The sequence below is a fragment of the Promicromonospora panici genome, from assembly GCF_900608595.1.
In the GTDB taxonomy this organism is placed as follows: domain Bacteria; phylum Actinomycetota; class Actinomycetes; order Actinomycetales; family Cellulomonadaceae; genus Promicromonospora; species Promicromonospora panici.
Genome location: NZ_UWYY01000006.1, coordinates 148579 through 163043, shown reverse-complemented (window position 1 = coordinate 163043; position 14465 = coordinate 148579). Strand labels below are relative to the sequence as shown.

Here is a 14465-nt window from a genome sequence, read left to right as displayed (position 1 = left end):
TCAGGCGTCCGAGCCTGTTCGCGACGAGAGCAGGCGGCGGAACGAGCTGAGCCGGGCCGCACGGGACGGCCGCTCGTCCTCCGGGGAGGCCTCGATCCAGTCGTCGAGGGCGCAGTCGGGCGCGTCCGCGAGGTGCGTGCAGCCGCGGGGGCACTCCTGCGCCACCTGGTCGAGGTCCTCGAACGCACGCAACAGGTGCGCCACCTCGACGTGCGCCAGGCCGAACGACCGCACGCCCGGGGTGTCGATGACCCAACCGTCGAAGGTGTCGGCGGGCTCGCCGTCCGAGACCGCAACGGGCAGCGGGAGCGCCACGGCGGAGGTCGAGGTGTGCCGGCCCCGGCCCGTCACGTCGTTCACGACGCCGGTGGCGCGCCCGGCGTCCGGCACCAGGGCGTTGATCAGCGTCGACTTGCCGACGCCCGAGTGCCCGACCAGCACCGACACCAGGCCGCGCAGTCGTTCACGCACCTCCTCGACGGACTCGGCCGCCAGGACCATGCCTTCGGCCGGTTCATCACCTGACGGCGCTCGCCGCGTCACCACCACCTCGACCCCGAGCGGCTCGTAGAGCTCGCGCAGCTCGTCGGGGGAGGCCAGGTCGGCCTTGGTGAGGCAGAGCAGCACCGACATCCCGGCGTCGTAGGCGGCGACGACGCAGCGGTCGATCATGCCGGTCCGGGGTTCGGGCTGGGCCAGGGCCGTGACGATGACGAGCTGGTCCGCGTTGGCGACGACTATCCGCTCGTACGGGTCGGTGTCGTCAGCGGTGCGGCGCAGCGTCGAGGTGCGCTCCTGGATCCGCACGATGCGCGCGAGCGATCCCTCCCCGCCGGAGACATCACCGACGACGTCGACCCGGTCGCCCACGACCACACGCGTACGCGTGAGCTCGCGGGCCTTCATCGCGGTCACGATCGTCTCGTCGGACGATCCGGCGTCGGCGTCGTCGCCCTTGACCAAGAGGGTGTAGCGCCCGCGGTCCACTCCCGTGACCAGCCCGGTCACGGCGTCGGAGTGCTCGGGACGCTGCTTGGTCCGAGGGCGTGAGCCGCGCTTCGACGGGCGGGACCGGAAGTCCGACTCGTCGATGTCGCGCCGGCCCATCAGGCGGGCCTCATCAGCGGTATCCCATCAGCGTGCGCCCATCAGGCGTCCGAGCCGAGCATGCCCAGCCACATGCCCGTGAAGTCCGGCAGGGTTTTCGCCGTGGTACCGACGTTCTCCACCAGGACACCGGGGACGCGCAGCCCGAGCAGCGCGGCCGACGTCGCCATGCGGTGGTCGGCGTACGTGCGCACGACGTCGCCGCGCAGTGGACGCGGCGTGATGACCAGGCCGTCGCGGGTCTCCTCGGCCTGCCCGCCGAGGCGCGTGATCTCGCGGGCCAGCGCCGCCAGGCGGTCGGTCTCGTGGCCGCGCAGGTGCGCGATCCCGCGCAGCCGGGACGGGGAGTCCGCCAGGGCGGCGAGCGCGGCGAACGTCGGCGCGAGCTCGCCCCCGGCGTGCAGGTCGACGTCGATCCCGTGCACCTCGCCCGTCCCCGTCACCGACAGCACGCCGTCGGTCAGGGTGAACGAGCCGCCCATGCGCTCCAGCAGCTCGGGGACCATCGCGCCGGGCTGCGTGGTCGCCGTCGGCCAGCCGGGGACGCGCACCGTGCCGCCCGCCACGAGGGCCGAGGCCAGGAACGGCGCGGCGTTGGACAGGTCCGGCTCGACGCGTACGTCCCGGGCCGCGATAGGCCCGGGGGAGACGTCCCACATGCCGTCGCGCGAGTCGTCGACGGCGACGCCGACGTCGCGCAGCGTGGCGACCGTCATCTCGATGTGCGGCAGGCTCGGCAGCGTGGCGCCGATGTGCCGCAGCGTCAGGCCGCGCTCGAACCGGGCCGCGGCGAGCAGCAGCCCGGACACGAACTGGGAGGACTCCGAGGCGTCGACGTCGACGGCGCCACCCGGCACGCCGCCGCGGCCCTCCACGGTGAACGGGAGGTGGGTCGGCAGCGTGTCGGGGCCCACAGAAGGGTCGTGCACCGCGACGCCGAGGGTGCGCAGCGCTGCCAGGACCGGGAGCATCGGGCGGACGCGGGCCTCCGGGTCGCCGTCGAACCGGACCGGGCCGTCGGCGAGGGCCGCGACCGGGGGCAGGAACCGCATGACGGTCCCGGCCAGGCCGGTGTGTACCTCGGTGTCGCCGGTGACCGGCCCTGGTGTGACGTGCAGCGTGCTCGGGTGATCGCCCTCGTCGATCTGAGCGCCCAGCGCGCGCAGCGCGCGGATCATCAGGTCGGCGTCCCGGCTCCGCAGGGCACCGCGCAGCGTTCCTGGGCCGTCCGCCAGCGCGGCGAGCACCAGCAGCCGGTTGGTGAGGGACTTGCTGCCGGGTACCTCGACCGTCGCGTCCAGCGGAGCGCCGGCCAGGGGCGCCTCCCAGGTAGGTGCGGGCGCGGTCGTCGAGGAGGAAGTCATGTGCCGAGATTATCGCGGACCGCTCCGGAACAGCGGCTTCGTGTCAGACATACGGGTCACTCGGGTGCCCTGTGCGTCCGACAGGTCGGGTCAGGCCTCCGCGGCGGCGGCCTTCGCCTCCGCGCGGGCCGCGCGCGCCTGCTGGACGCGCCACGACAGCCCGGGCCGGCCCTCGAGGTCGGCGCCCGCGATGAGCGCCGCACCCACGGAGGCGAGGTTGCGCACGAACCGCTCGGTACGCGCGGGGCGCTCCTCCTTGGGCGCCGTGAACGGCTGGTTCACCACGGCGAGCGGCAGCGTGAGCAGCGCCAGCGCGAGGGCGGACGCGCGCGGCGCCTTGCCGAGCGCGAGCAGCGTCCCCGCGGTGGCGGTCGCGATGCCGTGCGCACGGACGAGCGTGGTGACCTGCTTCTCGCTGAGCGGCTCCGCGCCCAGGGCCTGGGTGGCCAGGGCGGACCCGGTCTTGGCTGCGGCCACGTGCTCGCTCGGCTTCCGGGCAGCCTGCACGCCGTCGTAGATGAACGATGAGGCCAGCAGGGGTCGCGCGATGTGTCGAAGCAGCATGCCTCCACCATGGCAGATCCGGACGATCGACGCAGCAGGATCATGCCGCGGAAGAACGCGGGACGGCGCGGTGGCGGCATTGCTTGGGACAGCCCCCGACACGCCGGGAATTCGAAGCCTCGGCAGAAGGTTGAAGCGGTCGTGGAGCGATGCCTCGAGAAGGAACCGGTGAAGAACAGGGTGATCGACACGGTGACAAGTACGACGACCGGCACGGTGACGAGCGCAGCCACGGGTGCGGGGACGGACGCGATGGCAGGTGCGACCGCGGGCGCGACGTCGGGCGCGCAGGGCGTGCCCCTGATGTTCGGAGCGGTCCCCGCACACCTGCTCGACACCGGCACGGACTCGGCCCGGTCCACGGCGAAGCACGCGGCGGAGGCTCTGACTGTGGCCCTGCCGAACACGGGTTGGCCGACGAGGCTAGGCTCAAGTGCGATGACTGACACTTCCCGCGAGCAGAACCAGGGCACCGGCGGCGACGTCGTGGGTGCGGATGCCGGGGCGCGCCCCGACACGAACGCGAGCGAGGGTGTTGCCGGGACCACGGAACCGACCGCGGCCGAGAGCACCACCGAGAGCGAGAGCGACGAGGGGACCGAGCGTTCCCCGGTCGAGGAGGACGCCGCGGCCCGTGCCGTGCGCTTCGAGCGCGACGCGCTGCAGTACCTCGACCAGATGTACTCCGCGGCCCTGCGCATGACGCGCAACCCCGCCGACGCCGAGGACCTGGTGCAGGAGACGTTCGCCAAGGCCTTCGCGGCGTTCCACCAGTACCGCCCGGGCACGAACCTCAAGGCCTGGCTGTACCGCATCCTCACGAACACGTTCATCAACAGCTACCGCAAGAAGCAGCGCGAGCCGCAGCAGTCCCAGGCGGAGGACGTCGAGGACTGGCAGATCGCGCGAGCGGCGTCGCACACGTCGCGCGGACTGCGGTCGGCGGAGGCCGAGGCGCTGGACCGGCTCCCGGACAGCGATGTGAAGCGGGCGCTCGCCGAGCTCCCGGAGGACCGTCGGATGGTCGTCTACTACGCCGACGTCGAGGGCTTCCCCTACAAGGAGATCGCGGAGATCATGGGAACTCCGATCGGGACCGTGATGTCCCGGCTCCATCGCGGACGCCGGCAGCTGCGTGAGCTCCTCGCCGACTACGCCGCCCAGCGAGGACTCGTCAGCCAGGCGCCCGGAGGTGCGCAGTGAACAACGTCAAACCCATCCCGCACGACACCGCGGGGGAGTCCGAGTGTGAACACGCACTCACGCACCTGTACGAGTACCTGGACTCCGAGATGACGCCGGAGGACGAGCAGCGCATGCGCGCGCACGTCGCCCACTGCTCGCCGTGCCTGGCCGAGCTGAGCGTCGAGGACCTCGTGAAGCAGCTCGTGAAGCGGTCGTGCAGTGAGCGCGCGCCCGACACGCTGCGGGTGCGGATCCACGAGCAGCTGACGGTGATGTCAGTCGTCGAGTGACGGCGCTCGGCTGATCGCGAGCGGACATGACGAAGGGCCGGGACCCCCTGGTAACAACTCAGGGGTTCCGGCCCTTTCGTATGCCCTGCTGAGCTGAGATTCAGACTCAGGCGTTGGGGCGCTTGCCGTGGTTGGCGGCCGAGCCCTTGCGGCTACGGCGCTTGCGACCGCGCTTGCTCATGGGTGTCTCCTGACAGGTGACGGACTGAATGGGTCAATGGTCCCACAGATCAGAGGGTCGTCAGGCATCGAAGGGGTTGCCAGGCCCGAGGACGCGATATATCGTGAGTCACCTCGACGCGATATATCGCGTTCTCCCGAACGGCCCGAGGCACCACCCGAGCAGGTCACGAGCACCGGAGGAACCCATGAGCGCGGACACCTGGACCGTCACCGGTCCGCAGACCATCGAGCTCGACGGCGTCAGCACCGTCGATGCCCACGTCGTCGACGGCAGGCTCGACATCGTGGCCCACGACGAGCCCGTCGCCCGGGTGGAGGTGCACTCCGTCGAGGGCCGGCCCCTCGAGGTGCGCCTCGAGGGTGGTCACCTCGTCATCGGGCACGAGACCGCGCTGTCGGGCTGGGGCTCGTTCATGAAGCGGTTCGCGGACTTCGGCGGCAAGGCGCGCGCGGACATCCATGTCGCGGTGCCCGCCGGGACCACCGTCCGGCTCGGCACGGTGCGCGGCGAGGGCCTTCTCGCGGGGACGACGGCGGGTGCGTCGGCGTCAACCGTCTCCGGCTCCCTGCTGGTCTCCCGGACCGCCGGCGACCTCAAGCTGAACACCGTCTCCGGCGAGGTGACGGTGCGCGACCACGTGGGCGACATCACGAGCAACACCGTGTCCGCCGACGTCGTGGTGAGCGGTTCCGCCGACACCGTCACGTCGTCGTCGGTCTCGGGGGACGTGACGCTCGACCTGGCGAACCAGCCGCGGTCCGTCCGGGTCAACACGGTGTCCGGGAACATGCTCCTGCGGATCCCGGACGAGCGCGCCGTCGAGGTGTCCGTGCAGAGCGTGAGCGGGCGCGTGACGCTGGGTGGCCTGCAGTTCACCGGGGGCGGCGGCGCGAAGGTGACCGGGGGCGGTGAACGCTCCACCCGGCCGGGCGCCATGCACCTGCGTGTGACCGGCGTCTCCGGCGACGTCACGGTCATCGGCGGGCCCCAGGACGCTCCGGCGGACGCAGCACCCGAGAGCCATGCGCCCGTGGAGCTGTGATGCCGCCTGTCTTCGCCCACGGTGAGCTGCGCCTGTACCTGCTGGTGCTGCTCCTGGACGGGCCCCGGCACGGGTACGAGCTCATCACGGAGCTCACCCGGCGCTTCGGGGGCACGTACCGCCCCAGCGCCGGCACCATCTACCCGCGCCTGGCCCGGCTCGAGGAGGAGGGGCTGGTCCGCCGATCCGTACCCGGCGCCCCGGAGTCTCCCGGCGCGGCGGGCTCCCCGGGGGCCGGCCGCAAGGCCTCGTATGAGCTCACCCCGGCGGGCCGGGCGGAGATCGACGCCCGCCTCGACGACGTCCGGCGCCTGGAACGCAGCGTCGCCGAGACGGTGCGCAGCCTCGCGGACGGCGTCCGGGCGGACATCCGCGACACGATGCGCGGCCTGCGGGCCGAGCTCGCGGCGGCAGCGCAGGAGGCCCGGTCCCGGCCGCGGCCGGGACCGGACACCGCACCGGATGCCCGCCGCACGCAGTCCAACTCGCTGCGGCACGACGCCGAGGCGGTGCTCCAACGCTTCCGCAACGACGTCCTGGCCGACCTGCGCGAGGCCGACGTCGCCGGTACGGTGTCCGCGCTGACCGTGGAGACGCTGCGCACCGTCCTCGACTCGGCGCGTGCCGCGATCCGCGGCACGCTGCCGAACAGCTCGGCCTCCCCGCCACACCCCACAGACCGCACCAAACCCCAGTGATGCCCACTCCCTGTGGACGCATCCGAGAACCGCATCCCAGAACCGCACCCATGAAGCACCCCGGTACCTCCCCAATGAACGGAGCACAGCGATGACCACCGAGTCCTGGAGCGTGGCAGCACCGCAGACGATCGAGGTCGGCGGCGCCTCGACCCTGACGGTCCGACTGACGAACGGCCGCGCGGAGATAGTGGCCGACCCCAACCGCACGTCCGGCGCCGCCGTCGAGGTGCTGGAGGTCTCGACGCGACCCCTGCAGGTCCTCGCCGAGCATGGCAACCTCCGGGTGGCCTATGACTTCCCCGGCCTCGAGGGCTTCGTGGACCGCTTCCGCGGCCTCAAGGACCAGGACAGCGCCGTCGTGCGGATCACCGTGCCGGCCACGTCCGTGGTCGACGTCGCGACGGTAGGCGCCGAGGTGGTGGTGACCGGGTCGGGGGCCGGCGTCAACGTCAAGACCGCCGGCGGCGCCATCACCGTCACCGGCACCACCGGATCCGTCACCACGAAGTCCGGCACGGGCGCCGTCACCGTCGCCGAGCACGCCGGAGACGTGTCGGTCAGTACCGTGTCGGGCGCGGTCTCGGTCGTGGGCGCGCTGGGCCGGGTCTCCGTCCAGACCGTGTCCGGAGCCGTCGACGTCACCGCCATCGGCACGACGCCGCTGGTCAACGCCAAGACGGTCTCCGGCTCGGCGGCGGTCCAGCTCGACGCCGGGTCGCCGGTCAACCTCCGTGCGCGCAGTGTGACCGGCAAGGTGGTGATCGACGGCGTGCAGGCGACGTCCAGCGCGCAGCGCACCGTCGTCGTCGACCACGCGGAGCCCGGGGCTGCCGCGTACATCTCGACCAACACGGTCTCGGGAACGGCCACGATCACCCGCGGCTGACCCTGACCTCGCCGAGGTAGAACTGCGGCGAGGTAGAACCAGAGCGAGGTAGGACTGCAGCTCGCGCTGCGGTCCTACCTCGCTGCACTTCTACCTCGCCAGGGTTCTACCTCGCTGCACTTCTACCTCGGCGGGGTGGGTCAGGCGACCTCGTCCTGGGGGAGGCCCAGCCAGGCGTGCCAGCCCGTGTGCAGCACGAGCCACGCCATGAGGCCGTAGCCCGCCTGGCCCGGGTACGTGCCGCCGCCTTGCGCGAGGTCGGCGAGCCACTGCTCGTGCTGCGCCAGCGGCGTGTACGTGTCGACGTACGGCACCCGGCGCCGGCTGGCGACGTCGGCGAACGCGTCGGAGAGCTCGGCGATCCGGCTGCCCTCCGCGGGCGATCCCGGAGGCGGCCCGACGACGAACGCCGCCGTCCGGTTCGCGTCCGCGACGTCCAGGATGTTCGCCAGGTTCAGCCGCGAGCGCGCGACGGTGAGCCCGGAGGCGACGTCGTGCCGCCCCAGGGCCACCACCAGACGGTTCTCGACCTCCGAGTCCGGGCCGAACCGCGCCGACGTCTCCGCCTCCCAGCGGGCGCCGAGCTGCGTGCTGGTCTCGCCCGGGACGGCGAGGGTGAAGAGCATGGCGGGCCGGGAGAAATGGGTGCGCGCGACGACGCGACCGGTCCAGCCGAGCGCACGAGCGTCTCCGACACCCGTGGCCAGCTCGTCACCGACGACGCAGATGCGCACCTCGCGATCCTGCAACGGACTCTCCTTGCCTGTTCCCGGCAGCCTGGCGGACGGCCGGTTCCCCATTGTGGTGCACGGACCGCAGCCGATCGGTGACAACGCGCCGACGCCGAGCGGCCGCGTCAGAACTGGAGACCGTCAGAGCAGCGTCATCCCCCAGCGGACGCCGTGCCGCTCGCCCGGGGCGAGGTGCACCAGCCGCTCGCCGGTACGGAACGCGTCGGCGACGCAGGTCATCGGCTCGGCGGCGAGGCCCATCCGGCGTCGGGCGGGGTCGATGTGGTCGCCCGAGCAGACCTGCCAGACGTCCTGCGACTCGTCCATCCAGACGGCCGATGTGCGGCCGTCGGGGGCGGAGAGGTGGGCCCAGGACAGGCCGTTGCTGTCCCGGATCACGTCGACGTACGCGTCGTCGAGGTCCAGCCCGGCCGCGCTGCGCGGCTCGCGCAGGTCGTAGGTGCCCGACGCCGGCTCGGTGCCGGTCGGGAGCAGCCGCTCGTCGGTGGTGACCCGGGTCCTGGCGTCCAGCCGCACCGTGCATTCGTCCAGGTCGGCGCCGCCCGTGGACAGCCACGGGTGGAACCCGCAGCCGTACGGCGCGGTGCTCGCGCCCACGTTGGTGACGTCGAGGGTGACCTCGAGGCCGGCGTCGGAGAGCGCGTAGCGGATCTGCGCGACCAGCTGGAACGGGTAGCCCGGCCGGGCGACGAGCTCCAGCTGGAGCGTCACGGCGGAGCCCGTGTGCTCGATCACGGACCAGCGCTCCCACGCCGCGAGACCGTGCAGCGCGGTGTTGCGCGCGGGCTCGCTCACGGGGAGCTGATAGGTCACGCCGTCGTACTCGTACGAGCCGTCGCGCAGCCGGTTGGGCCAGGGGATGAGGACCGCGCAGTTGAACACGGGGCTGACCTCGTCGACATCGAACGGGACCACCACGTCACGTCCGTCGACCGAGTACTGTCGCAGCGCCGCACCCACCTGGGTGACCGTTGCGCGGTGGCCTTCATGGCTGATCCGGAACTGGTCCCCGGAAGGATGGGGCCTGGCCGCGCCAACGGGAGGAATTTCTGTCGTCACACTCACACCGTAACCGTAGGGCAGATTATGCCTGCGCCACGTAGCGTGAGACAGCAGACTAGGGGGTTGGGTTGCGTCATCCAAGACCCGGCCCCGCTACGAACAGGACCTGATGACGGGTCCGCGCAGGTCTTGTCGGCCTGCCCAGCAGTAGGAGGAACGATGGAACAGCAGGTACTCGGACGGACCGGTCGGCTCGTATCGGCCGTGGGCCTGGGCACCTGGCAGCTCGGTGCTGACTGGGGAGAGGTGAGCGAGGGCGACGCCCGCGCCGTGCTCGAGGCCTCGCTCGAGGCCGGGGTGACCTTCTTCGACACCGCGGACGTCTACGGGGACGGCCGCAGCGAGCAGGCGATCGGTTCCTTCCTCAAGGACCACCCCGACGCCGGGATCACCGTCGCCACGAAGATGGGCCGGCGTATGGACCAGGTGCCGGAGAACTATGTGCTGCAGCACTTCCGGGAGTGGACCGACCGGTCCCGGCAGAACCTCGGCGTCGACCGGCTGGACCTGGTGCAGCTGCACTGCCCGCCCACGCCCGTCTACTCGTCCGACGCCGTCTACGACGCGCTCGACCAGCTCGTGTCCGACGGCGTCATCGCCAACTACGGCGTGAGCGTCGAGAAGACCTCGGAGGCTCTGGAAGCCATCGCACGGCCCAACGTCGCGACCGTGCAGATCATCCTCAACGCGTTCCGGCTCAAGCCGCTCGAGGAGGTGCTGCCCGCGGCCTCGGCGGCGGGCGTCGGCATCATCGCGCGTGTCCCGCTCGCGTCCGGCCTGCTGTCGGGCCGGTACACCAAGGACACCGTGTTCGCCGAGAACGACCACCGCACGTTCAACCGGGACGGCGCGTCGTTCGACGTCGGCGAGACGTTCTCCGGCGTGCCCTACGAGGTGGGCCTCGACGCCGCGGCCCGGTTCAGCGAGCTGGCCAGGGACCGCGTCGGCGATGCCCTGACGCCCGCCCAGGCCGCGATCGCCTGGGCATGGCAGCGGCCGGGCGTCTCCTCGGTGATCCCGGGGGCGCGCAACGTGGAGCAGGCCCGTGCCAACGCGGCGGCGGGCTCCGCTGCGACACTGGGCCCGCTCTTCATGTCCGGCGTCCGCGACATCTACGAGGAACTGATCAAGGACCACGTCCACGACAAGTGGTGAGCTCACCCTGCCGAGGTAGGACTGTGGCGAGGTAGAACTGGGGCCGGAGCGCTGATCAGCGCTCCGGCCCCAGTTCTACCTCGCCACAGTCCTACCTCGGCGAGCTCAGCGGGTGAAGGCCTGCTCCAGGAGCGTCTTCTGCTGGGCCTGGTGCAGCTTCGCCGTGCCCGCGGCGGTCGACGCCGACGCCGGGCGGGAGACGACCTTGACGTACGGCACGTCCAGCGGCAGCGCCAGGTGGATGAAGCCCCACGCGCCCTGGTTCTGCGGCTCGTCCTGCACCCAGACCACTTCGGCGTCGCCGTACTTGGCGATCTCCGCGCGGATCTGAGCCTCCGGGAACGGGTACAGCTGCTCCAGCCGGACGATGGCCACGCCGTCGTCGCCGCGCTTGGTGCGCTCGGCGAGGAGGTCGTAGTACACCCGGCCCGTGCACAGCAGCACGCGGTTCACCTTCGCGGGGTCCACCGCCGGGTCCGGGAGGACCTCCCGGAACGTGTCCGAGGTGAAGTCCTCGACCGAGGACGCCGCCGCTTTGAGCCGCAGCAGCTGCTTCGGCGTGAACACCACCAGCGGACGGCGCGGACGGGCGTATGCCTGACGGCGCAGCAGGTGGAAGTACGACGCCGGCGTGGACGGCTGCGCGACCGTGATGTTGTTCTCGGCGCACAGCTGCAGGAACCGCTCGATGCGGGCGGACGAGTGGTCCGGCCCCTGGCCCTCGTAGCCGTGCGGCAGCAGCATGACCACCGACGACGACTGGCCCCACTTCTGCTCGGCGGACGAGATGAACTCGTCGATCACCGTCTGGGCGCCGTTGACGAAGTCGCCGAACTGGGCCTCCCAGAGCACCAGGGCGTCCGGACGCTCAACCGAGTAGCCGTACTCGAAGCCGAGCGCCGCGTACTCCGACAGCGAGGAGTCGTAGACCCAGAACTTGGCCTGCTCGCCCGACAGGTACAGCAGCGGGGTCCACTCGGCACCGGTCTCCCGGTCGTGCAGGACCGCGTGCCGCTGCACGAAGGTGCCGCGGCGGGAGTCCTGCCCGGCGAGGCGCACCGGAGTGCCCTCCGCGAGGAGGGAGCCGAAGGCCACCAGCTCACCGAAGCCCCAGTCGATGCCGCCTTCCTTCGCCATGAGCTGGCGCTTCTCCAGCATCTGGGCGAGCTTCGGGTGGATCGTGAAGCCCTCCGGCGGCGTGGTGTGCACGTCGCCGACGCGCTGCAGCATCTCCGGCGAGATCGCGGTCTGCCAGCCCACCATCGTCCCGGCGTCCTCACGCTGGGACTCGGGGCGCTCCAGGCCGGCGATCTGCTCGGTCTGCGGCGCCGGGGTGAAGCCGGACTTGGTCTCGGTGAAGACCCGCTCGAGCTGCGACTGGTAGTCCTGCAGTACGCCCTCGGCCTCCTCCACGGTGATGTCACCGCGGGCGACCAGGTTCTCGGTGTACAGCTTGCGCACCGAGCGCTTGGTCTCGATGAGGTTGTACATGAGCGGCTGCGTCATCGACGGGTCGTCGCCCTCGTTGTGCCCGCGGCGGCGGTAGCAGATGAGGTCGATGATGACGTCCTGGCCGAACTGCTCGCGGAACGCGAAGGCGAGCTCGGCGGTGCGCACCACGGCCTCGGGGTCGTCGCCGTTCACGTGGAACACCGGGACCTGGTAGCCCTTGGCGACGTCCGTCGCGTAGGTGGTCGAGCGCGACGCCGTCGGACCGGTGGTGAAGCCCACCTGGTTGTTCACGACCACGTGGATGGTGCCGCCGGTGCGGTACCCGCGCAGCTGCGACAGGTTCAGCACCTCGGGGACCACGCCCTGGCCGGCGAAGGCCGCGTCGCCGTGCACGAGGATCGGCAGGACGGAGAAGCCGTCGCCGCCGAGGTCGATGCGGTCCTGCTTGGCGCGGACGATGCCCTCGAGCACCGGGTCGACCGCCTCCAGGTGTGACGGGTTGGCCGCGAGGTAGACGCGCGTCGTGGCGCCGGACTCCGACGTGAAGGTGCCCTCGGTGCCGAGGTGGTACTTCACGTCACCCGAGCCCTGGACGCTCTTCGGGTCGAGCTGGCCCTCGAACTCCTTGAAGATCTGGCCGTAGCTCTTGCCCGCGATGTTCGCCAGCACGTTCAGGCGGCCACGGTGGGCCATGCCGATACCGACCTCGTCGAGCCCGCCCTCGGCGGCCCGCGACAGGATCGCGTCGAGCAGCGGGATCAGGGACTCGCCGCCCTCCAGCGAGAAGCGCTTCTGCCCGACGAACTTGGTCTGCAGGAACGTCTCGAACGCCTCGGCGGAGTTCAGGCGGCGCAGGATGCGCAGCTGGTCCTCGCGCGGCGTCTTGGCGTAGCCCGCCTCCAGGCGCTCCTGGAGCCACTTGCGCTGTGCCGGGTCGGCGATGTGCATGTACTCGATGCCGATGGTGCGGCAGTACGAGTCGCGCAGCAGGCCGAGGACGTCGCGCAGCGTCGCCTTGGGCTTGGGGCCGAAGCCCGCCGTCGGGAACGTGCGGTCCAGGTCCCACAGCGTCAGGCCGTGGTTCTGGATGTCCAGGTCGGGGTGCTTGCGCTGGCGGTAGGCGAGCGGGTCGGTGTCCGCCATGAGGTGGCCACGCGAGCGGTACGACTGGATGACCTCGGCGATCTTGGCCGGCTTGGCGGCCTCGACGTCCGCGTCGACCGTGTTGTCGCGAACCCAGCGGACGGGCTCGTACGGGATGCGCAGCGCCGCGAAGACGCGGTCGTAGAAGCCGTCCAGGCCGAGCAGCTTCTCCGAGATGATCTTGAGGAACTCGCCGGACTGGGCGCCCTGGATGATCCGGTGGTCGTACGTCGACGTGAGCGTCATGACCTTCGAGACGCCCATCCGGGCGAGCTGCTCCTCGGACGCGCCGGCGAACTCCGCCGGGTAGTCCATGGCGCCGACGCCGACGATGGTGCCCTGGCCCTGCATGAGGCGCGGCACCGAGTGCACGGTGCCGATGCCGCCGGGGTTGGTCAGCGAGATCGTGGTGCCCTGGAAGTCGGGCACGGCGAGCTTGCCGCCGCGCGCCTTGCGGACCAGCTCCTCGTAGGCGGCCCAGTACTCGGCGAAGTCGAGCTCCTCGGCCTTCTTGATGCTCGGCACCAGGAGCTGACGCGAGCCGTCCGGCTTGGCCAGGTCGATCGCGAGGCCGAACCCGACGTGCGCGGGCTGGTTCACGCCCGGCTTGCCGTCCACCTGCTCGTAGTGCGCGTTCATGACGGGCATGTCGGCCAGCGACTCGACCAGCGCGAAGCCGATGAGGTGCGTGAACGAGATCTTGCCGCCGCGGCCGCGCTTGAGGTGGTTGTTGATGACGATGCGGTTGTCGACCATCAGCTTGGCGGGCACGGCGCGCACCGAGGTGGCGGTGGGGACCTCGAGCGAGGCCTCCATGTTCGTGACCACGCGCGCAGCGGGGCCGCGCAGCTTCTGCACGTCGTCGACGGCGTCAGGGTGCGCGACGGGGCGCTCGAACGTGTCCGCGTAGTGCGTGGTGGGCGGGGTGGCGATCGGGTTGGCCGGGTTGACCTTCGGGTCGGCCGGCAGGACCTTCTCGCGCACCGGCTGCCCGGCCTCCGAGGCTGCGGTGCCGCCCGTCACCGGGGTGGCCGCCTGCTGGGCAGGAGGGGCGGCCGGGGCGGCCGCCGTCTCAGCCGGGGCAGCGCTCGCCTGTGCCGCGGGGGCTGATGCCGCGGGAGCAGGTGCCCCCGGAGCGGGCGCCGCAGCCGGAGTCGGGGCGGCCGAGGCAGCGCCGTCCTTGGTGGAACCGTTCTCGCTCGGGGTGTAGTCGGCGAAGAAGTCCCACCACGCGGGGTCCACCGCGTTCTTGTCCTTCAGATACTGCTGGTAGAGCTCGTCCACAAGCCATTCGTTGGCTCCGAATGACGAGCTCGCCACGCTGATCGACTCTGAACCAGCATTAGCTGACACGCGCGGATCGCCCACCTTCACCACAGTTGCGTTCTTCGCGCGCCGCCCTTGTCGCAGCGCGCACAGCCCGAATGTTTTCGGACCCTCCAAGGGTATGCCCTTTCCACCCGCTGGTGGGGGTGCTCACGCGGGCGTCGAGGTGTCCTGCGGCGCCAAAGAAGTTGGTTCGTCATGGTTCTCGCACCCAGAGCAAAACGCGGGCAACATTGGCCCTCGAAGTCGCCA

The 14465-nt window shown here is 71.3% G+C and carries 13 protein-coding genes; 6 read left to right on the top strand and 7 right to left on the bottom strand.

Going from position 1 to position 14465, the window contains the following annotated elements:
* From rsgA to EW117_RS08600, 3 genes are all read right to left on the bottom strand, one after another.
* Entirely contained in the window at positions 1 to 1107 is a 1107-nt protein-coding gene (gene rsgA / locus EW117_RS08610) for a ribosome small subunit-dependent GTPase A (RefSeq protein WP_129785682.1), read from the bottom strand.
* 41 nt (positions 1108 to 1148) lie between these two features.
* Positions 1149 to 2471 carry a 3-phosphoshikimate 1-carboxyvinyltransferase gene (gene aroA / locus EW117_RS08605; protein ID WP_129785680.1) on the bottom strand — a complete coding sequence of 441 codons (1323 nt, stop codon included), beginning with the start codon at positions 2469 to 2471 and terminating at the stop codon, positions 1149 to 1151.
* Positions 2472 to 2561: 90 nt separating this feature from the next.
* Positions 2562 to 3035, bottom strand: a complete 474-nt coding sequence (locus EW117_RS08600) for a DoxX family membrane protein (RefSeq protein WP_129785678.1) — start codon at positions 3033 to 3035, stop codon at positions 2562 to 2564.
* A 438-nt stretch (positions 3036 to 3473) separates the two neighbouring features.
* On the opposite strand from EW117_RS08600, the gene EW117_RS08595 reads away from it, so the two are divergent.
* Together EW117_RS08595 and rsrA are read left to right on the top strand one after the other, a co-directional pair.
* Positions 3474 to 4238, top strand: coding sequence for a sigma-70 family RNA polymerase sigma factor (locus tag EW117_RS08595; RefSeq protein WP_422890532.1), 765 nt, complete (start codon positions 3474 to 3476; stop codon positions 4236 to 4238).
* Entirely contained in the window at positions 4235 to 4510 is a 276-nt protein-coding gene (gene rsrA / locus EW117_RS08590) for a mycothiol system anti-sigma-R factor (RefSeq protein ID WP_129785676.1), read from the top strand. Before EW117_RS08595 ends, rsrA begins: the two co-directional genes overlap by 4 nt.
* A gap of 106 nt (positions 4511 to 4616) precedes the next feature.
* On the opposite strand, the gene EW117_RS30770 is transcribed toward rsrA, so the two are convergent.
* Complete coding sequence (locus EW117_RS30770) at positions 4617 to 4691, bottom strand: 50S ribosomal protein bL37 (protein ID WP_156968370.1); 75 nt, start codon at positions 4689 to 4691, stop codon at positions 4617 to 4619.
* Positions 4692 to 4878: 187 nt separating this feature from the next.
* Here EW117_RS30770 and EW117_RS08585 point away from each other — a divergent pair, with 187 nt between their 5' ends.
* The 3 genes from EW117_RS08585 (at position 4879) to EW117_RS08575 (ending at position 7323) form a co-directional block, all read left to right on the top strand.
* Positions 4879 to 5736, top strand: coding sequence for a DUF4097 family beta strand repeat-containing protein (locus tag EW117_RS08585; protein WP_165362596.1), 858 nt, complete (start codon positions 4879 to 4881; stop codon positions 5734 to 5736).
* Positions 5736 to 6434, top strand: coding sequence for a PadR family transcriptional regulator (locus tag EW117_RS08580; RefSeq protein WP_129785672.1), 699 nt, complete (start codon positions 5736 to 5738; stop codon positions 6432 to 6434). The genes EW117_RS08585 and EW117_RS08580 overlap by 1 nt, the downstream gene beginning before the upstream one ends.
* Positions 6435 to 6525: 91 nt before the next feature.
* Entirely contained in the window at positions 6526 to 7323 is a 798-nt protein-coding gene (locus EW117_RS08575; RefSeq protein WP_129785670.1) for a DUF4097 family beta strand repeat-containing protein, read from the top strand.
* A 140-nt stretch (positions 7324 to 7463) separates the two neighbouring features.
* Here the strand turns inward: EW117_RS08575 and EW117_RS08570 are convergent, their stop codons facing one another.
* Together EW117_RS08570 and EW117_RS08565 are read right to left on the bottom strand one after the other, a co-directional pair.
* Positions 7464 to 8057, bottom strand: a complete 594-nt coding sequence (locus EW117_RS08570) for a GDSL-type esterase/lipase family protein (RefSeq protein WP_129785901.1) — start codon at positions 8055 to 8057, stop codon at positions 7464 to 7466.
* Positions 8058 to 8195: 138 nt separating this feature from the next.
* Entirely contained in the window at positions 8196 to 9134 is a 939-nt protein-coding gene (locus tag EW117_RS08565; protein WP_340641078.1) for an aldose 1-epimerase family protein, read from the bottom strand.
* Between the two features lie 162 nt (positions 9135 to 9296).
* Between EW117_RS08565 and EW117_RS08560 the strand changes: the two genes are divergently transcribed.
* Positions 9297 to 10292 carry an aldo/keto reductase gene (locus EW117_RS08560; protein WP_129785668.1) on the top strand — a complete coding sequence of 332 codons (996 nt, stop codon included), beginning with the start codon at positions 9297 to 9299 and terminating at the stop codon, positions 10290 to 10292.
* 105 nt (positions 10293 to 10397) lie between these two features.
* On the opposite strand, the gene EW117_RS08555 is transcribed toward EW117_RS08560, so the two are convergent.
* Positions 10398 to 14240 (bottom strand): multifunctional oxoglutarate decarboxylase/oxoglutarate dehydrogenase thiamine pyrophosphate-binding subunit/dihydrolipoyllysine-residue succinyltransferase subunit, encoded by a 3843-nt coding sequence (locus tag EW117_RS08555; RefSeq protein WP_165362592.1) that lies wholly within the window; start codon positions 14238 to 14240, stop codon positions 10398 to 10400.
* Positions 14241 to 14465: the final 225 nt, after the last annotated feature.

What these genes read in the sequence shown, in the direction of transcription:
- rsgA (WP_129785682.1), bottom strand. Translation starts at nt 1,107, where the DNA reads ATGGGCCGGCGCGACATCGACGAGTCGGACTTCCGGTCCCGCCCGTCG.
- aroA (WP_129785680.1), bottom strand. Translation starts at nt 2,471, where the DNA reads ATGACTTCCTCCTCGACGACCGCGCCCGCACCTACCTGGGAGGCGCCC.
- EW117_RS08600 (WP_129785678.1), bottom strand. Translation starts at nt 3,035, where the DNA reads ATGCTGCTTCGACACATCGCGCGACCCCTGCTGGCCTCATCGTTCATC.
- EW117_RS08595 (WP_422890532.1), top strand. Translation starts at nt 3,474, where the DNA reads ATGACTGACACTTCCCGCGAGCAGAACCAGGGCACCGGCGGCGACGTC.
- EW117_RS08585 (WP_165362596.1), top strand. Translation starts at nt 4,879, where the DNA reads ATGAGCGCGGACACCTGGACCGTCACCGGTCCGCAGACCATCGAGCTC.
- EW117_RS08580 (WP_129785672.1), top strand. Translation starts at nt 5,736, where the DNA reads ATGCCGCCTGTCTTCGCCCACGGTGAGCTGCGCCTGTACCTGCTGGTG.
- EW117_RS08575 (WP_129785670.1), top strand. Translation starts at nt 6,526, where the DNA reads ATGACCACCGAGTCCTGGAGCGTGGCAGCACCGCAGACGATCGAGGTC.
- EW117_RS08560 (WP_129785668.1), top strand. Translation starts at nt 9,297, where the DNA reads ATGGAACAGCAGGTACTCGGACGGACCGGTCGGCTCGTATCGGCCGTG.